Origin of the sequence: Rhizobium pantanalense (assembly GCF_030182525.1) — a bacterium.
Classification (GTDB): Bacteria; Pseudomonadota; Alphaproteobacteria; order Rhizobiales; family Rhizobiaceae; genus Rhizobium.
The window spans coordinates 226,902-245,490 of sequence record NZ_JAQJCH010000004.1; the positions used below are offsets into that span (position 1 = coordinate 226,902).

At 59.0% G+C, this 18,589-nt stretch carries 20 protein-coding genes and 1 pseudogene; 7 read left to right on the forward strand and 14 right to left on the reverse strand.

Translation table 11 applies throughout. The features are described 5' to 3' along the window. Window positions 1–6 precede the first annotated feature (6 nt). A complete protein-coding gene (locus tag PH558_RS12865) occupies window positions 7–999 on the reverse strand; it encodes an MBL fold metallo-hydrolase (protein WP_285204729.1) in 993 nt (330 codons plus the stop codon). Window positions 1,000–1,184: 185 nt separating this feature from the next. Here PH558_RS12865 and PH558_RS12870 point away from each other — a divergent pair, with 185 nt between their 5' ends. Continuing rightward, window positions 1,185–2,105, forward strand: coding sequence for a LysR family transcriptional regulator (locus PH558_RS12870; protein ID WP_285204731.1), 921 nt, complete (start codon window positions 1,185–1,187; stop codon window positions 2,103–2,105). A gap of 40 nt (window positions 2,106–2,145) precedes the next feature. Here PH558_RS12870 and PH558_RS12875 read toward each other — a convergent pair whose 3' ends face one another. Further along, window positions 2,146–2,559 (reverse strand): winged helix-turn-helix transcriptional regulator, encoded by a 414-nt coding sequence (locus PH558_RS12875; protein ID WP_285204732.1) that lies wholly within the window; start codon window positions 2,557–2,559, stop codon window positions 2,146–2,148. A gap of 124 nt (window positions 2,560–2,683) precedes the next feature. Between PH558_RS12875 and PH558_RS12880 the strand changes: the two genes are divergently transcribed. Continuing rightward, window positions 2,684–3,595, forward strand: a complete 912-nt coding sequence (locus PH558_RS12880) for an NmrA/HSCARG family protein (RefSeq protein WP_285204734.1) — start codon at window positions 2,684–2,686, stop codon at window positions 3,593–3,595. A gap of 229 nt (window positions 3,596–3,824) precedes the next feature. Here the strand turns inward: PH558_RS12880 and PH558_RS12885 are convergent, their stop codons facing one another. Further along, a complete protein-coding gene (locus tag PH558_RS12885) occupies window positions 3,825–4,319 on the reverse strand; it encodes a lipocalin-like domain-containing protein (protein WP_285204735.1) in 495 nt (164 codons plus the stop codon). Window positions 4,320–4,368: 49 nt separating this feature from the next. Continuing rightward, window positions 4,369–5,202 (reverse strand): SDR family oxidoreductase, encoded by an 834-nt coding sequence (locus PH558_RS12890; RefSeq protein WP_285204736.1) that lies wholly within the window; start codon window positions 5,200–5,202, stop codon window positions 4,369–4,371. A 95-nt stretch (window positions 5,203–5,297) separates the two neighbouring features. On the opposite strand from PH558_RS12890, the gene PH558_RS12895 reads away from it, so the two are divergent. Continuing rightward, entirely contained in the window at window positions 5,298–6,197 is a 900-nt protein-coding gene (locus PH558_RS12895; RefSeq protein WP_095433254.1) for a LysR family transcriptional regulator, read from the forward strand. A gap of 93 nt (window positions 6,198–6,290) precedes the next feature. Here the strand turns inward: PH558_RS12895 and PH558_RS12900 are convergent, their stop codons facing one another. After that, the gene (locus PH558_RS12900) at window positions 6,291–6,617 is read right to left on the reverse strand and encodes an Atu4866 domain-containing protein (RefSeq protein WP_113410143.1); all 327 of its coding nucleotides are present in this window, start codon (window positions 6,615–6,617) and stop codon (window positions 6,291–6,293) included. A gap of 107 nt (window positions 6,618–6,724) precedes the next feature. Further along, window positions 6,725–7,279, reverse strand: a complete 555-nt coding sequence (locus PH558_RS12905) for a nuclear transport factor 2 family protein (protein WP_285204742.1) — start codon at window positions 7,277–7,279, stop codon at window positions 6,725–6,727. Between the two features lie 172 nt (window positions 7,280–7,451). Between PH558_RS12905 and PH558_RS12910 the strand changes: the two are divergent. Further along, window positions 7,452–7,876 (forward strand): annotated as a pseudogene (locus tag PH558_RS12910) (LysR family transcriptional regulator); the annotation flags it as partial. A gap of 205 nt (window positions 7,877–8,081) precedes the next feature. Here the strand turns inward: PH558_RS12910 and PH558_RS12915 are convergent. Further along, entirely contained in the window at window positions 8,082–8,993 is a 912-nt protein-coding gene (locus PH558_RS12915) for a LysR family transcriptional regulator (protein WP_095433257.1), read from the reverse strand. A 110-nt stretch (window positions 8,994–9,103) separates the two neighbouring features. Between PH558_RS12915 and PH558_RS12920 the strand changes: the two genes are divergently transcribed. The 3 genes from PH558_RS12920 (at window position 9,104) to PH558_RS12930 (ending at window position 12,540) form a co-directional block, all read left to right on the forward strand. Then, window positions 9,104–10,453: an amidohydrolase family protein gene (locus PH558_RS12920; protein WP_285204745.1), complete on the forward strand. Its 1,350-nt coding sequence runs from the start codon at window positions 9,104–9,106 to the stop codon at window positions 10,451–10,453. Window positions 10,454–10,515: 62 nt separating this feature from the next. After that, the gene (locus PH558_RS12925; protein ID WP_285204748.1) at window positions 10,516–11,715 is read left to right on the forward strand and encodes an arabinose transporter; all 1,200 of its coding nucleotides are present in this window, start codon (window positions 10,516–10,518) and stop codon (window positions 11,713–11,715) included. 54 nt (window positions 11,716–11,769) lie between these two features. Continuing rightward, on the forward strand, window positions 11,770–12,540 hold the full coding sequence (locus tag PH558_RS12930; RefSeq protein ID WP_285204749.1) for an SDR family NAD(P)-dependent oxidoreductase: 771 nt from the start codon (window positions 11,770–11,772) through the stop codon (window positions 12,538–12,540). Window positions 12,541–12,797: 257 nt separating this feature from the next. On the opposite strand, the gene PH558_RS12935 is transcribed toward PH558_RS12930, so the two are convergent. The 7 genes from PH558_RS12935 to PH558_RS12965 form a co-directional block, all read right to left on the reverse strand. Continuing rightward, a complete protein-coding gene (locus PH558_RS12935) occupies window positions 12,798–13,091 on the reverse strand; it encodes a type II toxin-antitoxin system RelE/ParE family toxin (protein WP_285204750.1) in 294 nt (97 codons plus the stop codon). Beyond that, window positions 13,091–13,345, reverse strand: coding sequence for a type II toxin-antitoxin system ParD family antitoxin (locus tag PH558_RS12940; RefSeq protein WP_095433262.1), 255 nt, complete (start codon window positions 13,343–13,345; stop codon window positions 13,091–13,093). Before PH558_RS12940 ends, PH558_RS12935 begins: the two co-directional genes overlap by 1 nt. 286 nt (window positions 13,346–13,631) lie before the next feature. Next, window positions 13,632–14,414 (reverse strand): ABC transporter permease, encoded by a 783-nt coding sequence (locus PH558_RS12945; protein WP_285204752.1) that lies wholly within the window; start codon window positions 14,412–14,414, stop codon window positions 13,632–13,634. After that, the gene (locus tag PH558_RS12950) at window positions 14,414–15,271 is read right to left on the reverse strand and encodes an ABC transporter permease (RefSeq protein WP_285204753.1); all 858 of its coding nucleotides are present in this window, start codon (window positions 15,269–15,271) and stop codon (window positions 14,414–14,416) included. Before PH558_RS12950 ends, PH558_RS12945 begins: the two co-directional genes overlap by 1 nt. After that, complete coding sequence (locus PH558_RS12955; protein WP_095433265.1) at window positions 15,268–16,329, reverse strand: ABC transporter ATP-binding protein; 1,062 nt, start codon at window positions 16,327–16,329, stop codon at window positions 15,268–15,270. Before PH558_RS12955 ends, PH558_RS12950 begins: the two co-directional genes overlap by 4 nt. A gap of 113 nt (window positions 16,330–16,442) precedes the next feature. Further along, window positions 16,443–17,480, reverse strand: a complete 1,038-nt coding sequence (locus tag PH558_RS12960; RefSeq protein ID WP_095433266.1) for an ABC transporter substrate-binding protein — start codon at window positions 17,478–17,480, stop codon at window positions 16,443–16,445. Window positions 17,481–17,549: 69 nt separating this feature from the next. Beyond that, entirely contained in the window at window positions 17,550–18,515 is a 966-nt protein-coding gene (locus PH558_RS12965) for an isopenicillin N synthase family dioxygenase (RefSeq protein WP_095433267.1), read from the reverse strand. Window positions 18,516–18,589: the final 74 nt, after the last annotated feature.

Genomic DNA, 18,589 nt, shown 5'->3' on the forward strand with positions numbered 1-18,589 from the left:
TGAACTTCAGAACTGCCAGTTGGCGGGAACCCAGGCGTAGCCGCCATCGGTCTTCAGCATCCGGCCAAGGCCGGGGAATGGATAGTGGAATCCAAGCACGGGCATGCGCTCGGCGGCCGCCCTGTCGAAGATGCGCCGGCGCGAGGAAAGGGCTGTTTCCTTGTCCCGATCCGGGCCTGGAAGCCAGGGCCTGTCGACGTTGACAACAGGGTGATAGGCAAGGTCTGCCGTCAGCAGCAACTGGTCATTTCCGGAATGGACAAGGAAGGTCGCCATGCCCGGCGTGTGACCGGATGCGACAATCGTCGTCAAACCCGGCACGATCTCGGCGCCGGCTTCATAAAGCTCGACATTGTTCATGAACGGCGCGAGGCTGTTCTTGATGTTCGCCGCAAAGCGCAGTCGGGATTCCTCCGGGACCGGCATGTAGGAAAGATCCGGATCGGTTCGGACGAAGAAGTCCCAGTCGGCCTTCGGGACGAAGACAGTGGCGCGCGGAAAGGCCTTGGCGCCGTCAGAGGTTCTCAAGTTGCCGACATGATCGGGGTGGGTATGGGAGACCACGACCGTGTCGATGTCTGCGGGACTAAGACCGATCGCCGCAAGGTTATCGAAGATGCGGCCACCATTCGGGCCCATCGTCTTGCCGGCTCCGGCCTCGATCAGAATCCGTCGGCCGCCGGTCTCGATCAGCAGCGTGTTAAGGTTGAGCGTTAGGTGATCGGTCGGAAGAAACGCCTGCCGCAGGACCTCCTGAAGCTCGGCTTCCGGCGCGTCGCTTGCATAGATGCGCGGCGGACCACCAATCACGCCGTCGCTCAAGACAGTCGCGCTGATTTCGCCGACGCGGAAGCGGTAGTGACCGGCATTGCCCGTCACTGGGGACGCGGCCTGGGCGTTGGCGCTGCTGGAGCCACCCAGGCTTGGGATGAGCATGCTCGATGCGCCTGCGACAGCGGACAGAATGATATCGCGTCTGTTGAGGGTGAAGGTATTCATCTGTCGTTCCTTCTTCTGGGCGCACCGCTTCGTCCCTTTCCTCGCAGACATCGCCGACGAAGAGGGGGGTCCACAGGGCTGCGCTTTAGTTTCAGGGCTGCGCTTTAGTTTCGGCAATCATGACACGGCGCCATTGATCTGATAACCTGCGATAAGTTTATCAGCTTGATTAGAAAAACTTCGCAATGGATCCTATCCGACTTGACAGCTTCGACGTTTTCGTTGCCATCGTGCGCTGTGGGGGCTTCCGCGCGGCGGCACTCGAGCGAGGGATCTCTTCATCGGCGTTGAGCCAAACAATGAATACTCTGGAGGAGGCTTTGGGCATCCGGCTCCTTAACCGAACGACGAGGAGCGTGTTTCCAACGGAGGCTGGACAGCGCCTTCTTGAACGTCTGGCACCTGCGTTGAGCGACATCAGGCTCGCCATCGCAGAAGTTGATGAATTGCGCGATAGCCCATCCGGAACCCTCAGGATCAACGCGCCAGCTCCGGCCGTCGATCATTTTCTTTGCCCGCTCGTGTTCGACTTCATGGATGTTTACCCCGAGGTGAAGATCGAGATCGTCAGCGATGCGGCCGTCATCGATATCGTGGAACAGGGTTTCGATGCGGGCGTCAGGTTCGGGAAGCAGTTGGCGCAGGATATGATCGCGCTACCGCTTGGACCCGCACTTCGTTATGCAATCATTGCTTCACCTGACTACATCAAGAGATGGGGACAGCCGCAGACGCCGCACGAGCTTGTTGATCACGACTGTGTCAAACGCCGCTTCCCTGGTGGCACCCTCGTGACCTGGCGGTTTGACGAGAAAGGCGAAGAGATCGAGGTTACTCCAACTGGCCGCCTGACCGTCAGTTCCGCGCACAATGAACTTCAGGCTGCGCTGGCGGGCAGAGGAATAGCCCATGTCTTCGATGACTACGCCAAACCATATGTCGAGCGTGGCAGGCTGGTGGAGCTTCTCTGCGACTGGAGCCCGACTTTGCCACACTGGTTTTTATACTACCCCAGCCGCCGACTCCCGAGCGCCGCCATGCGTGCGTTTCTGGATTTCATGAAAGGCTACGTCTGGAAGGCGAAGGACGCCCTCGTTCCGCGGTGATTTTGGCAGTAGCTTGCGTAGAGGCAGATCGGAACTTCTCCTAAATCCGGCGTTCTTCGGCCGCATCGAACTCTCTACGCGAGGCTTCAATGTCTTGCCATGTGTCACGGATCCAGTCGGTAAATCCCGCGAGCGGCTTCAGCATCGATTTTCCGCGGTCGGTCAACTCGTATTCCACGCGCGGTGGCAGTTCGGTGTAGTAATGCCGCGCGACCAGCCCATCCCTCTCAAGATTGCGAAGAGTAAGCGTCAGCATACGCTGGGAGATATCGGGAATACCGCGTCGAAGGGCGCCGAACCGCATCGGTGCATCGGGGGAAAGCGATAGCATCGAGACGACAAGGATCGTCCATTTGTCTCCCAGACGAGCCAGCACGCTTCCCGGGGCGCACGGGGTCAGAACCGGCCCTCGCGGCGTTTCGATTACTGGCCGGCCGTTTATCTCGCGTGGCATTACGCCTCCTGCATTCACTTTCATTGGTTATCTTCGTGTGCCCGAGGACCAAAATTGTGCCGTCTTGCGCGGATTTTCCGATTGTTCCACATGGTAACTGGATAAGTTACCAAGGAGAACTAACATGTCAAATGCGCCGGAGTTTCTGGTGTTTGGAGCCACAGGCCAGCAGGGAGGTGCAGTAACACGGGCGCTGCTTGAGGCAGGCCGCGGAGTTCGCGCCTTCGTACGCGACCCTTATAGCGAAAAGGCAAAGTCACTTGCCGCAGACGGTGTCAGTCTGGCGGTGGGTGACTTGTTCGACCGCGTATCGATCGACCATGCGATGGAAGGAATCCGCGGCGTGTTTAGCGTGCAGACGAGCTCCCCCTCGGGATTGCTTACCGATGAACAGGAAGTGGAGCAGGGCAAGTCTGTCGCTGATAGCGCGGTGTCCAATGGCGTTGCTCATCTTGTCTACTCCTCAACCGGAGCTGCGGGCAAGGGCCACACCGGTATGGGTCATTTCGACAGCAAGTCTCGCATCGAGGACTACGTCCGAAGCTTGCCTATCGCCACGACAATCACCCGCCCCGCTAGCTTCATGGAGATGATGATGCTCCCGGGAATGGGTTTGAACACCGGCGTTTTTACATATTTCATGCGGCCGGATCAGTCGATGCAGATGATAGCGCTCCATGACCTTGGTCGCATCAACGCGCGGACACTTTGCCAACCTGATCTCTATGCCGGCCGGGTCATCGAGCTATCTGGACAAGACATCACAGGAAAGGATCTGCAAGACGCCTTCTCGCATGCCGCAGGACGTCATATTCGCTACCAGCGGTTTTCCGAGGAGTTGCTGAGCGAGAACGATTTTTTGAAACGGCTTACTGCGCTCGTTGATAACGGCGTGGTCGCCGGGATCGCAGACATCGCGGCCCTCGAGAGTGAGTTCGGACCCATGTTGAGATTGGAACAGTGGCTTTCCGGCCCAGGAAAAGCGTTGTTTGAGAACGCACTTAGCGCGGAACCGTCAAGGATCGGACTGCGATAACGCATGAACCAGCCGAAGGGGTCATTCCCTCCGGCTGTGAAAGCTGCGCGTATCATGAGTTGAAGCGTTGAAAGAAACCGTGCGGTTACGGCAGCCCCTGCCCTGAACATGGAATCAAGGATTGAAGAACACGGCCTTCTTGCTTTGGGACAGCTCAGTTTCGCTTTGGTCATGTCCGAAGGACGGACCATCAGCGGGGCCGGACCTCAGAAGGCTGGCCTCCGGTGCCTCATTTGACGCGCTGCCACTCGATCCGGATTTCAGTACCTTCCGGTCTCCGGAACCGTTCCGTCATGCGGTCACCCTGCACGACCAGCGTAAGATCATCACGTGTTCGCACGCTGCCGATCCAATTCGGAAACGTCGATCCCTCGACGCGGTTTCCGCTGAATTCGCCCTTCTCATCGACGGTGTAGGAGCCGAAGAACCCGATGCTGCGTGACATAGCCATGCGGTTTTCATCGTCCGTCCCCTCGCCGCGAGCATCGGAAGCAAACCGCGGGACGTCGGCATCGGTCAGAACTTCCACGAAGTGCATGTCGGGAGTGAAGACAAGGAGGCCGTTGGGCTTTTCTCCATAGGCAGCGATATTTTTGCCGCCGGGATCGATGGTGGCCGATACCATGCGCCAAGTGCCTACAACCTGGTTTTCAGCGGCTGCCTGCGCGAAAGCAGAAGACGAGACACTGAAGGCGAGAGCCAATATAGCTGGTCGAATGGACATGTTATCTTCTTTCCTGTTCTCGAGGTCCTTGAGTCCGGACCGCTGCGGTTCACAGATCCTGTCTATCGGCGGACTCCGCCACCTCTCGCTGTGCCTCAAGGGCGGACAGGCGCGCGGAAAGCGCCTGCGAGATGGAGGAATAGGCCGTGCTGCCCAGCGCCAGTCGCAATGGCGGCGTCTCGCTCTCGGCGGCTGATATGATTGCGGCCACGGTGCGCGCCGCGTCCCCCTTGATCTCGAAGCTCCCATCGCTGATCGCCCGGCGAACTGCGCCTGCGGGGGTTTTCTCGTAAGCATCCATCGGCGTCGCGTGGACGAGATTGGCGCCGAAGTTCGTGCCGGTCGGTCCCGGCTCGGCGATGATGAAGTCGATGCCGAATGGAGCCACCTCCTGCGCCACGGCTTCGACGAAGCCCTCGATGCCCCATTTGGTCGCGTGATAGAGACTGAATCCGGGATACGCGATTTGGCCCCCTTCGGAGGAGACCTGAACGATACGTCCGCCGCCCTGCAACCGAAGATAAGGCAGTGCGGCGCGGATCAGATGGATGGATCCGGTAAGATTGGTGGCGATCTGCCGGTCGATATCTTCATTCGTCAGCTCCTCCGCAGCACCGAACAGGCCGTAGCCCGCGTTGCTGACGATTACGTCTATTCGGCCATGCCGCTTAAAGGCTGCTTCGACGGCCGAGACAATGCTCTCCGGCTCGACCAGATCAAGCTGAACGGTATCCAGGCGCTTGCGATATTCTTGCTCAAGTTGCGTCAGCGTTCCTGGGCGGCGGACCGTTGCAATCACCTTGTGCCCCTGGGCGAGTAACTGCTGCGTCATCTCCAGACCGAGCCCGGAGGAAGCGCCAGTGATGAACCATGTCTTTGTCATGTAATTTCCCTCATTGTTTATCTGCGAATGTAGATGTGCAGGATTGGTGCTATAAGATCTTCAATTTGAGATGACGTGGTGAGGATAATTCACGAATGGTACGCCCTAGTCTGAACGATCTTGCCGCCTTTGCCGCGGTGGCCAATCACCAGAGCTTCCGCAGAGCCGCCGACATCATGGGTGTCTCGCGCTCCGCCCTCAGTCACACGATCATCGGATTGGAAGCAAAACTGGATGTCCGCCTTTTCAACCGGACGACACGCAGCGTCTCGCTGACGCATGCCGGCGCACACCTGCTGGCGCGCCTCGACCCGGTTCTGCAGGATCTCGATCAAGCACTCGATACTCTCTCGGAGGAGCGCGGAACCCCAAGCGGCACACTTAGGATTAATGCGAACAAGAGCGGTGCCCGCATCCTGCTCGCAGACGTGGTGCCGCGCTTCTTGGATCTCTATCCCGATGTCGAGCTTGATCTGGTATCGGAAGGCCGGCTCATCGATATCGTGGAACAGGGCTTCGACGCGGGAGTACGTCTGCTGGAAACCGTCCCGAAAGACATGGTCGCGGTAAATTTCGGCGGCGACGTGCGTTTCATCGCCGTGGCGGCACCCTCCTATCTCGACGGCAGAGCAACGCCACATACGCCCGACGATCTTCACGGGCATTGCTGTATCCGCCAGCGCCTGCCGAGCGGAAAGCGCTATCGCTGGGAGTTTTCCAGACGCGGCGCCGAAGTCGCGATTGACGTGCCGGGTAATCTCACCCTCGATGATAGTGATCTTCTCGTGCAAGCGGCGGTGGACGGACGCGGTATCGCCTATGTGCCCGACCATTTCGCGCGGCCGTTCCTGGCGTCCGGCCAGTTACGCACTGTACTTGATGAATGGTGCCCGCCGACGCCGGGCCTGGCGCTCTATTATCCACGCAGCCGACACATTCCGTCACCACTAAGGGCCTTCATCGACCTCCTCAGGAAGGTGGACAGGCAACGATGACAAGGCGACGGCGAATGGCGTCCGCCCCACCAGGTAGATTGAGGAAGACCTGCGGCACCCAGACCCGTTTCGCATCGCGGGCTCGCCCGGTGTTCACGGTGTCGCCGGCTTGCGCCGCAAGATCATGCCGCCATGGTGCAATGTGTTGGCATCGACGAAATCGCCGTCGGCAGTGAAGCCTGTGTCGTCCCAGTACTCGATATGCGTCCCGTCGACTTCGTAACGGCCCTCATAAGCTCGCTCGCGCTGGCCGCGGGCCTCGACATAGCGCCCGTTCGGCAGAAGCTCATGCCGGACACGATTATCATCGGTGACCCACATGCCAGCGTATGGATGGTTCGGTTGCAAATTGGTCTCCTGTGCTTCTGCGGACTGAAATAAAAGGGTAGCGGTGACGAGTGCTGCAAGTGCCTGTCGCATGGTCCTGCTCCATCCATTAAGCGTTGCTGTTCTCGGTTTGGAAGCGATGGCGCACGGATGCGCGGCTATCGGCCGGACGCTCAGGTCTGCCGAACCGCAGGCGTCGGTTATTGCGAACGCGGGGCGTTGTTGTCGACAACCTGCTGATAGGCGACGAGGTCGAGGAAGGCTTCCGCATTGATGACGAGACCGTCCTTCATCTTGAGTATCCAGACGAACTGGTTGCGATAAGGTGCACCCGACGTCGTGGTTGCCGTTCCGTCGAAGCGGATGATGATTGTGTCGCCGTCGGCAAAGATGTCGTGCACCTCCGGCGCGATCGGGGTCGCGAGTCGGCTGGTCAGAGGACGGGAGGCCTTCTCGATGAAGTCCTTCTGGTTGCGATAGGTGCCGGCGACCGGCCCGGAACCATGGATCGTCCAGACGACGTCGGGAGCGAGAAGTTCCCCGAAGACATAGGTGCCTCGACGCCACTTTTCGAAGGCGGCTTCGACGATCGCCCTGTTCCGTAGCTCGATAGCCGCACTGTCCGCGGCCGGCACCTGCGTTGCCGTGGCGTTTGCAATGGCTGTGCTCGGCAGGGCGAGCGACAGCAACGCCAATGTGATCAGAGCTATACGGCTCGCGCCGGGAACCCACTGGCGTATAGTAAGAATGGTCATGGTACAGTCCTTTCCTGGCTGCTGAGAGCTTGACGAGACTCATCGACTGGCACTGAAGCTGCGCGCACCGTTGACAGGACTCGTGTCCTAGCTCGTATGATCTAAGGTAGGCGTCTCGATGAGATCGGACAATTTGCCCAATGATGACCACTCTGGTAAATCTATCTAACCAATGGCGATCGATCTGAATGGCATTTCCGTTTTCCTGGCGGTTGCCGAAGCGCGGAGCTTTCGCGTTGCCGCGGAGAATCTAGGCGTCACTCGGCCAGCGGTCAGCCAGACCATCCGCCGTCTCGAAGATCGGCTGGGCGTCGCGCTCGTGCGGCGCACGACGCGCAGTGTCAGTTTCACGGAGGCCGACGAACAACTGTATCATCGGGTGGCGCCGGCGATTTCCGAAGTTGGACTGACGCTCGACGCGACGGCGCACCAAGCGGCCTGTTGAGGCTGGCGGTGTCATCCATCGCCGAGCAGTTCATCTCCGGGCCGCTTCTGGCGCGTTTCGCGGATACATTTCCCGCCATTCAGATCGACGTGACCGTCACGGACGAGGAATTCGACATTGTCGCGGAAGGCTATGACGCGGGGGTACGTTTGGATGGAATGACCGAGGTCGAGGGATGGAATGTCAGCTTGTAAACGCGAGTTGTATGAATGGGATGTTCGAACCGTCGATTTTTCAGCAATACCTACGGTTCGACGATATGATCCGCAGATCACCCTTCGGTACCGCTCGGGACTCCGTTAATATGCGATTCAATCACATCTGGACCCGCTTGGCGATGTCGAGGTTATGATCACCCTAACGCTCAAGGTCGGTAGTAATCTCGGCGCAGAAGTCGACAAATGCCCGCACCTTTGCTGGCGGATGCTTGCGCGATGGATGGAAAGCAAAGAGCGGGAAGCGCTCACCATGCCAGTCGGGAAAGAGGTCGATCAGCGACCCTCTCGCCAATGCCTGCCCGATGCCCCAACCGATCACCTGCGCAATACCGGTTCCGGCGAGGCATTCGTCGAGCATTGTCTTCGGATCAGTGAACGTCAACGGTCCGCTCGTCGGAACATCGATGGTCTCGTCTTCCCGGATGAATTCCCATTCGAACGGCTTCCCGGTGTAGGGATCGACAAACTGCAGACAGCGATGAGCGGTGAGGTCGCGAGGATGCGCCGGACGGCCATGGCGCTCCAGATAGCGAGGTGACGCCACGGTCAGAATTGGTGCTTCTATCAGTTTTCGTGCGACCAGGCTGGCAAAGCGCGGCTGGCCGAACCGAATTGCAAGATCGATCCCCTCTGCAACAAGATCGCCGACATGCTCCCTGGTCACGAACTCGATGGACAGATCGGGATAGCGTTCGCAGAATCCACCAAGCCGGCCTGCGAGCACGAGGGGCAGAAAGAATGGGTCGATATCCACTTTCAAGCGGCCACGCACCGCCGACGCCGAGCCGGACACGACCACGGCAGCGTCCTCGATCGCATTCAAGTGCGGCTTCACCTCCTCATAGAAGCGCCGGCCCTCGTCGGTTAGCGTCACCGAGCGCGTCGTTCGATCGAGCAGGCGCACACCGAGGCGCGCCTCGAGACGGCCAATGGCCCGGCTTACACCGGAATCGGTGATGCCGATCAGTTCAGCGCCTTTGACGAAGCTCCCGCCTTCAACGACGGCCGCAAGCACGCTCACGCCCGAAAGAATCCGTCCATCGAACGACATGCATCAACTCCTGACTTTTGATCAGGAACCATCTGACATAAGCGCACTTAATTCAAGAGCGTTCCAGAGAGATAACGGTCCTGCGCTTTTAAACCTGAAAGGACCCAGTCATGAGCGATCTCAGCCCTCCCCGCACGCTCTTCAAAGGCGGCACCATCCTGGCAATGGACAGAACGGTCGGCAATCTTGCCAGCGGCGACCTGCTCGTGGAAGGCGACAGGATAGCGGCCATCGGACCGAACCTCGCCGTCACTGATGCAACCGTTATAGACGCCTCTGACACCATCGTCATGCCGGGTCTGATCGACGCCCATCATCATATGTGGCTTGGCGCCATGCGCCGCATGATGCCGGATGTGCACGACCTCTTTGCCTATATCGATGTGGTTGCCGAAACGCTGGGCTGCCATTATCGCCCGCTCGACATGTATCTCGCCACCCGGCTCACGGCGCTCGCCTGCCTCGACGCCGGCATTACGACCGTCATCGATGCCTGTCATTCCTCCCGCAGTCCGGAACATACGGACGCCGCGCTCGACGCCCTCGACGGCAGCGGCATCCGCGCCTTGCATATGGTCGGCGCCGCCATGGACAAAAAGGCGTCTGCCGCCCACCTGCCGGGCGATCTAAAGCGGCTTGCAGAGAACTGGAACCGGGGCGATGGCCTTGTGCGTGTCGGCCTGTTCGGCCAACTCAATCTCGATTGGTGGAAGGTCGCCCGCAGCCTTGATATGCGTATTCTGACCGAGTTCATCGGCGATCTCGCCAAGCTCGGCCCGGAATTTGCCGAAGAGGGCGTGCTCGGCCCACACAACATCTTCAATCATTGCACCCGCATTCCGCAGGAGACGTGGCGCCTCTTTGCCAATGCCGGCGTGAACATCACCATCAATCCGCGTTCCGATGCGCTTTTCGGCTTCGATGACGAGAGTTTCGCCTATCAGCAAGCTGTCGACCATGGCTTAACGCCGGCTGTCGGCATCGATCTCGACACCGCCTTCGGCAGCGACATGTTCGGCGAGATGCACGCCCTGTTCTTGCAGCAGCGCTCGGCCATGCGTTACCGCAAATTCCGCGGCGAAGATAATGTACCCGCCCCGATCACCGTCGAGCGCGTCCTTGAGGCGGCGACGGTGAACGGTGCAGGCGCCGCCGGACTTGAAAAAGAGGTCGGTTCGCTGGCGCCCGGCAAGCAGGCCGATATCATCATGGTGCGCACCAACGGGGTCGCCATCATGCCGGTCAACAACACTGCCGGCACGATCGTCCAAGCCGTCGAGCGCTCGGATGTCGATACGGTTATGGTCGCCGGCAAGATCCGCAAGTATGGCGGAAAGCTGGTCGGCACCGATCTCATCAAGCTGTCAGCTGATATCACCGCGTCGCGCGACCACCTGCTGGAAAAGAGCGGCTATCGCCTCGGCCGCTTCGGCGCACCCGTCCCCGAAGAAGCAGCCTGAGTCGGTGCCGCCGCTTTTCGGCGGCGCTGCTAGCCCACAAGCTTTTCAGAATGGAGGCTGTCATGTCAGCATCTCTCGTCAACGATGCGACCGAAGCGAAGGCCGCTCCCGCATATCTTTCCCGCCCTGCCCCAGGGATCATCGCCGCGCTGTTTTGTGGTTATCTCGCGGTCGGACTTCCGCTTCCGGTTATCCCGCTCTTCATCCACGACAAGCTCGGCTTCAACAATCTGGTCGTCGGCTTGGCGATTGGCATCCAATTCCTCGCCACCGTGCTCAGCCGTGGCTATGCGGGACGCTTGACCGATCTCAAGGGCGGGAAGCGTTCCGCCCTGCAAGGTGCCGCGATCAGTATGACCGCGGGCCTGCTCTATCTGGCGGCGGCCATGCCCATTCTCCCGTCAGACGTCAGCCTTGCAATTCTTGTTGTCGGCCGGCTGATTGCCGGTCTTGGGGAGAGCCTCTTCGTCACCGGTTGCGTCTCCTGGTCGATTGCCTCGGTCGGACCGCAGCGCGCAGGCATGTCGATGTCGTGGACCGGCATTGCCATGTTCGCGGCACTGGCCATCGGCGCGCCGGTCGGCATGGCTCTGTATCAGTCTTATGGCCTGGAGACCGCAATGATCGCCTGCATCCTTGCCCCACTTCTCGCAGCCGCTATCGCATTTCGGACGACCTCTTATGCGAGCCCGGCAGGCCCGCGTCTGCCCTTTTACAAGGTCATCGGCCAAATCTGGCGCGAAGGGGCTGGGCTGATGCTGCAAGGAGTGGGTCTGTCGGGTCTTACCGCCTTTGCATCCCTCTACTTCGCAGCCCACCATTGGGACAGTGCCGGTTTGGTCATGACTGCCTTCGGCATCGGCTTCATCTTCGTGCGCATCGTCTTCGGTTCGTTGCCCGACAGAATGAGCGGCTATCGCATCGCATTCTGGTCGTCGGTGATGGAGGCAGCCGGCCAGGCGCTGATCTGGGTGGCGCCTAATGCATGGATGGCGCTTGCCGGTGCCCTGGTCACCGGGCTCGGTTGCGCGCTGATTTTTCCCGCTCTCGGCGTCGAAACGCTGAAGCGAGTGCCTGCCGCCAATCGCGGCAGCGCCATGGGCGCCTTCGTCGCTTTTCTCGATATCGCCTACGGCATTTCCGGTCCGATTGCAGGCACCATCGCCGGACAGTTCGGATATGCAGCCGTCTATCTCTTTGGCGCCGCCTGCGCGGTTGCCGGTGCCGCGCTTGTCCAGACAGCCCGCTCTTCACAATCCTGAGCTTTGTTCCACATTGCCTGTGAGACTTACTTACCGGCCCCAAAGGAGATTCTCATGTGCCGCATCTTCATTTCCGGCTCGTCCACAGGTCTCGGCCTTATGGCGGCTGAACATCTAGCCGAACAAGGCCACCAGGTCGTGCTCCATGCGCGCAACCCGGCTCGCGCCAGCGACGCCCGCCACGCCCTTCCGAAAGCGGAGACGGTCGTGATCGGCGATCTCGAGACCATCGCCGGCGCCAAGAACGTCGCCGCCGAAGTCAACAAGCTCGGCCGCTTCGATGCGGTAATCCACAATGCTGCCGTCGGCTATCGCGAAGCTCATCGCCTCACCTCCGATGGACTGCCGCATGTCTTCACCATAAACACGCTATCGGCTTACATCCTGACCGCACTCATCGAACCACCGAAGCGACTGGTCTACCTGTCGTCCGGCATGCACCATCATGCAGATGCCAATCTCGATGATATTCTCTGGAAAAAGCGCCGATGGAACGGATCAGCGGCCTATGCCGAAAGCAAGCTGCACGATGCAATGCTCGCGTTCGCGATTGCGCGGCGTTGGAGAGACGTGTTCTCGAATTCATTGGAGCCTGGATGGGTTCCGACCAAAATGGGCGGCCCTGGCGCGCCTGATGACATGGCGCAGGCTCATCTGACTCAAGCCTGGCTGGCAGCGGGCGACGACCCGAAGACGGATGTCACGGGAGAATACTTCTATCATCTGAAGCGTCGGACCGCGAACCCGCAGGCTCATGATCCTGCGCTTCAAGACCGCTTCATCGCAATCTGCGAGGATATCTCAGGCGTCACTTTGCCAAAATGATCATCGGCGGTCGGTGCCTTTCAGATCGAGCGCATTCGGCCAATCTCGAGTAACAGTGCAATCAACCCAGACTATGAAGCAAATACGCAGGAGCCGTGATTTGGCGTCAGTTTACTCTTGATTGGATTAGAATTGCGCTCCGCGCAATTAGATCCATAGGACAAGCCTATTCAGAGAATGTCAGATAGTCTGCTGCACGTCACAGCCACGCTTTAATTCTCTCACACAATGATGCTTATTCGTCCGCTCAGCGAGGCCTAAACGGAATCGCCCACCCAATTCTCATGTTCATGGCGTATTCGGATCACGAAAATTGCTCCGTCCTCCTCAATCCGATAGACAATAAGATGGGCTTTGAAGGGATGAATTCTGACCGGCGGCGAAATCTCTTCTCGCTCACGAGCCATTCGCGGGTTAGCGGCCATCAGATCAAGCACAGCGAACAAGTCATCGTGGTAACGCCTAGCCTGGGCGGTTCCGAACATGCGTATACCTTGTTCGGCGATCGCAATGATGTCCTCTTCCGCTTCAACTGAAAGGCTAAAACGCATTACCTGTTGCCGCGCGTTGTTTCTCCGCGCTCGACGGCCGCAGCAAAGAGTTCATTCTTCGACCGGCTACCAACGCCGCTTTTGAGACCGTCATCAACAAAACGTTGCATGGCGGCAATCTTATCGCTGCGAGCTTGGTCCCGGCGAATCAAGTCGCGGACATAATCACTGGCATTCGAATATCGCCCAGTCTTTGCTTGCGCCTCGACCCAATCTTTCATCGGATCGGGAAGAGATACATTCATCGTCGCCATTCGAGCCTCCATAGTAGGAGCAGGTTATGCGATGTTGGCAAAGTTTGTCAAACCGATCATTGCAGATCAGGCACGCAATTCGGCTAGGCGCGATTTCATATACACCCCACCGCAGTAATAATGCGCCCTCGACGGAGTAGACCGCCACTTTCAACAACCCGCTCTTGAGGAGATTAGAACCCGCGGCACCTATCCGCCAAACCTAAGCCTTCGAGATAGGCGTACATTCTCATTCCACATAAAGTCGGTCCCGCGCCACCGCCATTTCGCAAGATCGAAGGACCGTTCAAAAACGGTGTATTCGCAGGCCGAACAGCTTTTCGGAAACAACGACCACGACCACCGTCATCACGATAGACAATGTCGATACTGCCGCCGCCTCCGGAGTAAAGTTCGTCCTGAGATAATCGTATATCTGGATCGGAAGCGTGGCCGTTCCGACATTCTTCAACATGAACGATATGGTGAAGAGGTCGAAGGAGATGATGAACGCGAACAGGCAGCCGCCGATCACGCCGGGCTTGATCAACGGCAGCATGATACGTCTGAACCGCGTGAATGGTCCCGCACCAAGACTGCGGGCGGCAAGGCTCCACGACGGTTCATAGGCTTCCATCGCCGCAGACACGTTGATGAAGACGAAGGGCAGCGTCATGAGCACATGCCCAATCAGCATGCCAGCCATTGTCGTCGTGCCGATTCCGATCGCATAAACAAAGAACAGAAGCGAGATCGCTGTCAGAACTTCCGGCAAGAGCAGCGGCAACAGCATCGCAAGCCGGACACTCTCCTTCCATCGCCCCGCATGCTGCACGTAGAACATTGCAGCCATCGTGCCGATCACACCGGAAATCAGGGTCGAGACGGCTGCGACCCAAAGCGAGGTTCGGATGGCACGCCAGAAGACATCGTTATGGAAGAAGACGACATACCATCGAAATGAGAGTCCTTGGGGCGGAAAGGTCAGAAATGCGCCCGCGTTGAAGGAGGCACCGACGACCACGAGAATGGGCAGCAAGAGAAAGCCGTAAATAATGAGGCAATAGCCATTCAACATATGCTTGGACATCAGCTCATCTTCCATTTCATGCGGGTGAGCCGCGCGAAGATCACGACGATCACCGCTCCGGTGAGGGAAAGCGTTAGCGCCATGGCGGAGCCGAACGGCCATTGGAATGTGTCGATCAGCGCGTCAACGACGCTGACTGCCATCGTCTTCACCCTCAGGCCACCGATCAAGGCGGGGGTCACATAGGCGCTCAATGAAAGCACGAACACCAGAATGCAGCCCGCCTGGATACCCGGCATAGCCAGCGGCAGGATTACGCGCCTGAAGACCGTCAGCTTTCCCGCACCAAGCGAGCGTGCGGCCGACTTCAACGATGGGTCGATCCCCTGCAGCGCGCTCATCAACGGCAGGATCATGAAGGGCAGGAAGACGTGGACGAGCGCAATAACGATGCCGAGGGCGTTGTACATCAGCCCGACCGGGCGATCGATCAGGCCCAAATTCATCAGCGTCTTGTTGATGATGCCGTTATTCCCAAGAAGGATCGTCCACCCGTAACTGCGGATGACAATGCCGACGAGAAGCGGCGACAGCACGAGCCCATAGGCAAGGCCGCGAAACCGCATTTTCTCGCGCGACAGTTGCCAGGCAACCGGAAAGCCGAGAATGAGGCAAGCAAGGGTCGTGACCAGACCGATCAAGAGCGTGTTCGCCACCTGCTGCATGTAGAACGTATCGGTCGTCAACCTGAGGTAATTGCCGACCGTAAATCCGGGCGCATAAGGTGAGCCGTTGGCCGGGTTGCGTAGGCTCATTAGAACGATATTAAGATAGGGCAGAACAAGAAATAGCCCGAGGAGCAATGCCGAGGGCGCGATCAGGAGAAGCGGATAGGCGGATCTGGTGCGGCGCATCATGCGATCGTTCCCGGCACCCAGAAACGCTCGCTGTCGACCTTTACCGCCACGCGATCACCCGGCTGGAAGCGGCTTCGCGGAAAGGTCTGAACGCTCAGCGTTTCGCCGCCTTCGAGCACCAGCCGATAGTCGATCAGACTGCCGGAATAATAGCTCTGCGAAACCGTTGCGATGATGCCTGCCTCCCCATCCGCCGCAGCCGCAAGTTCGATGGCCTCCGGCCGCAGCAATACGGGGATGGAGCCGTCGCTTGACGGCAGGGTACCCTTGAGATTCGCCGTTCCAAGCGCGGTTTCGACGACCGACGTACCGTCATCATTCCTCTTCAGGCGGCCGGGCAATGTATTCACCTGCCCGACGAACTGCGCGACTTCCAGGCTTGCCGGTCGATCATAAACATCTGACGGGGCGCCATACTGCGCAATCTGGCCGCCGAACATCACGACGATCCGGTCCGACATCGTCATTGCTTCGGCCTGATCATGGGTCACATAGACGGTGGTGATGCCCACGCGCTTCTGCAGGTCGCGTATGAAGACCCGCATTTCGTCCCGAAGCTTGGCATCGAGATTGGCAAGCGGCTCATCAAGCAACAGGATACGCGGTTCGATGACCAGCGCGCGGGCAAGCGCCACGCGCTGCTGCTGCCCGCCGGACAATTGGCGCGGATAGCGGTCGGCATATCCGGATAGCTGCACCATATCCAGAACCTTGGCGGCGCGGATCTCGATTTCGGGCCGCGAAATCCTGCGCATTTCCAGCCCGAAGGCGAGGTTTTGCGCCACGGTCATATGCGGGAAGAGCGCATAGTTCTGGAATACCATGCCGATATCGCGCTTTTCCGCCGGCACATGCGAGACATCCTGCCCGTCGAAGCGAATGGCGCCGGATGTGACATCCTCGAAACCGGCAATCATCTTCAGCGTCGTCGTCTTACCGCACCCCGATGGCCCGAGCAGGGAGATGAACTCGCCCTGCCTTATCTTGACGGAAATACCGTTGACGGCGCGCGAGGCTCCGTAATGCTTGGTCAGCCCTTCGATGCTCACCTCGGTCATGATCGATCTTCCGGATTGTCTGTGCGGCGTACCGCAAATCTCACTGCGTCAGGGGAGAATGCTGGATCGCCCGAACAAGGCGATCCTTTGTTGCCTCATGAAGAAGACAGAGATCATTTCATGATCTTGGCCCAGGTCTCGGCAAAGCCTGCCTGCTTCTCGTTCATGAAGTCCCAATCCCAGGTGAGGATCTTGTCCATCACTTCCCCGGAAATGGGCACGTCCTTCTTCAGATCGTCAGGGACGACAATCTTGGCATTGGTTGGCGAGACGAAGAACTGCTTCATCAGCGGCAACTGGCCGTCAGGTGACAGAAGGAAGTTGGCGTACTGGTAGGCCAGATCCTTCTCGGGGCCGTTTGCGAGAATGTTGAGGGTCTGATCGAACATCAAAAGCCCCTCTTCCGGCACGATGACGTCAATGGGAAGGCCTTGGCCGCGCAGACGCGCCACCTCGCCGAAATCGAAGGGAGCGACGACGAATTCGCCGGATGCGATGCCGGTGGAAAGGTTGAAATCGGCCTGGATGACTGGGCCAAGCTTTTCCAGCGCCTTGAAGCCGGCATCTGCATCATATTGATCCTTGCCGAAGATCTTGGATGCCAGCATCAGTTCCATCTTACCGGCAGTATTGGCAAAATTGTAGAGGCCGATGCGCCCCTTGAACTCGGGGTTGTCCCATAGATCCTTCCAGGCTTTCGGCGGCGTCTGGACCATGTCCGTGCGATAGGCCAGGCCGATCGGCGACACCATGGCCACGGCACCCCAGCCGTCGGTCTTCTTGGCAAGCGGATAGAGATCCGCATAGTTTGGCAATTTCGCCAGATCGAGCTTTTCGAAGAAGCCTTCCTTGCGCAGACTCGATGCGAATGCCTCATTGGTCATCAAGATCGAATACGGTGGCTTCTGCGGCCCTGCCGCCCGCAGGTTGGCGCTCCAGACACGCCCGTTACCCGCATCCAACGTCACCTGGGCGCCGCTTTTCTGAGTGAAGGCCGGTGCCAGCGTCTGGCGCCAGAACTGCTCCCATGCGCCGCCGAGCGTCGGCACGACAAGTGTCTTGGATTGCGCCCATGCCGGCAGGCCAACCATGGCCGCCGCTGTCACTCCACCCATTCCGGCAAGAACCTGCCGCCTGTTCATGTTCATCATCGACGTTCCCTCAAACTGGTTCTGACTTGGTCATGCATTGCGGGGCAGGCGGTATTCCGCTTCTTGCCGTCAGATTTTGCCGAAGGCCTGGCTGGTCTTCAGTGAAATGTAGTCGCCGTAGGTGATCGGCTCGTATTTGGCGGTCCCCTTGGCCGCAAAGGGCGCGAGGCATTCAATCACGGTGTCCCTGGACGGATTGAGGAAGAACGGGATGGACTGGCGACGCGTCGTCCCCTTGAAAGCACCGGGAGGATTGGCGACCCTATGCGGTGTGGACAGCCATTCATCGTTGGACCAGCGCATGAAGGCATCACCGATATTGATGACATAGGCGCCTTCGACATTCGGCGCATCCAGCCAGTCACCCGCCCGGTTTTTCACCTGCAGTCCACCCGGAGAGGCTTCCGACCGCAGGATGGTCATGAAGCCGTAATCGGTGTGAACGCCGGCGCGGAGTTGCCCCGGAAGCGGGCTCTCCCTCTGCTCAGGATAATTGATCACCCGTAGCGCCGAGAGGTGGTTTTCAAACGCCGGCTCGAAATAGTCCGGGGCAAGGCCTATCGCCTCACAGAATGCCCGGCGCAAATGGCCCGCAAGCTTTTCCATCTCTCTGAAATAGTCCGCAAAGGCCTGTTCCAGCCCTTCCGGCCTTGTTGGCCACAGATCGCCGGGCAGGCGCGGGCCAAAGTTCAAGCTTTCCTTGTAATCGCCCGGCGTCTTGATGCCGAGCGTCGCCGCAAGCGCCTCGTCGGCGATCGGCGAAAAGGCAACGCCACCCTCTATCGAGGTACCTCTTCCCTGCCCGATCTTCCACTCCTGCGGCTCATCGAAGAAATCGCGAGCGAGGTTATAGAGACGGGTTGTTACATCAGCCCTGACGCCGTGCCCCGTAACGAGGAAGAAGCCGGTTCGGCGGCAGGCATCCTCGATGGCAGTGACGACCTTCCGGCCGGCTTCCGCGCCTGCGATGAACGGTGCAATATCGATGACGGGTATGCTGCCCTGCACCTCATCCTGCGCTGTGATCGTCTGCATCCTGGATGCCTCCTTCCTTGATCGGCGGTGGCGGCAGCACTGAATGGGTGCCGCCGAGCGATATCGTAAAACGG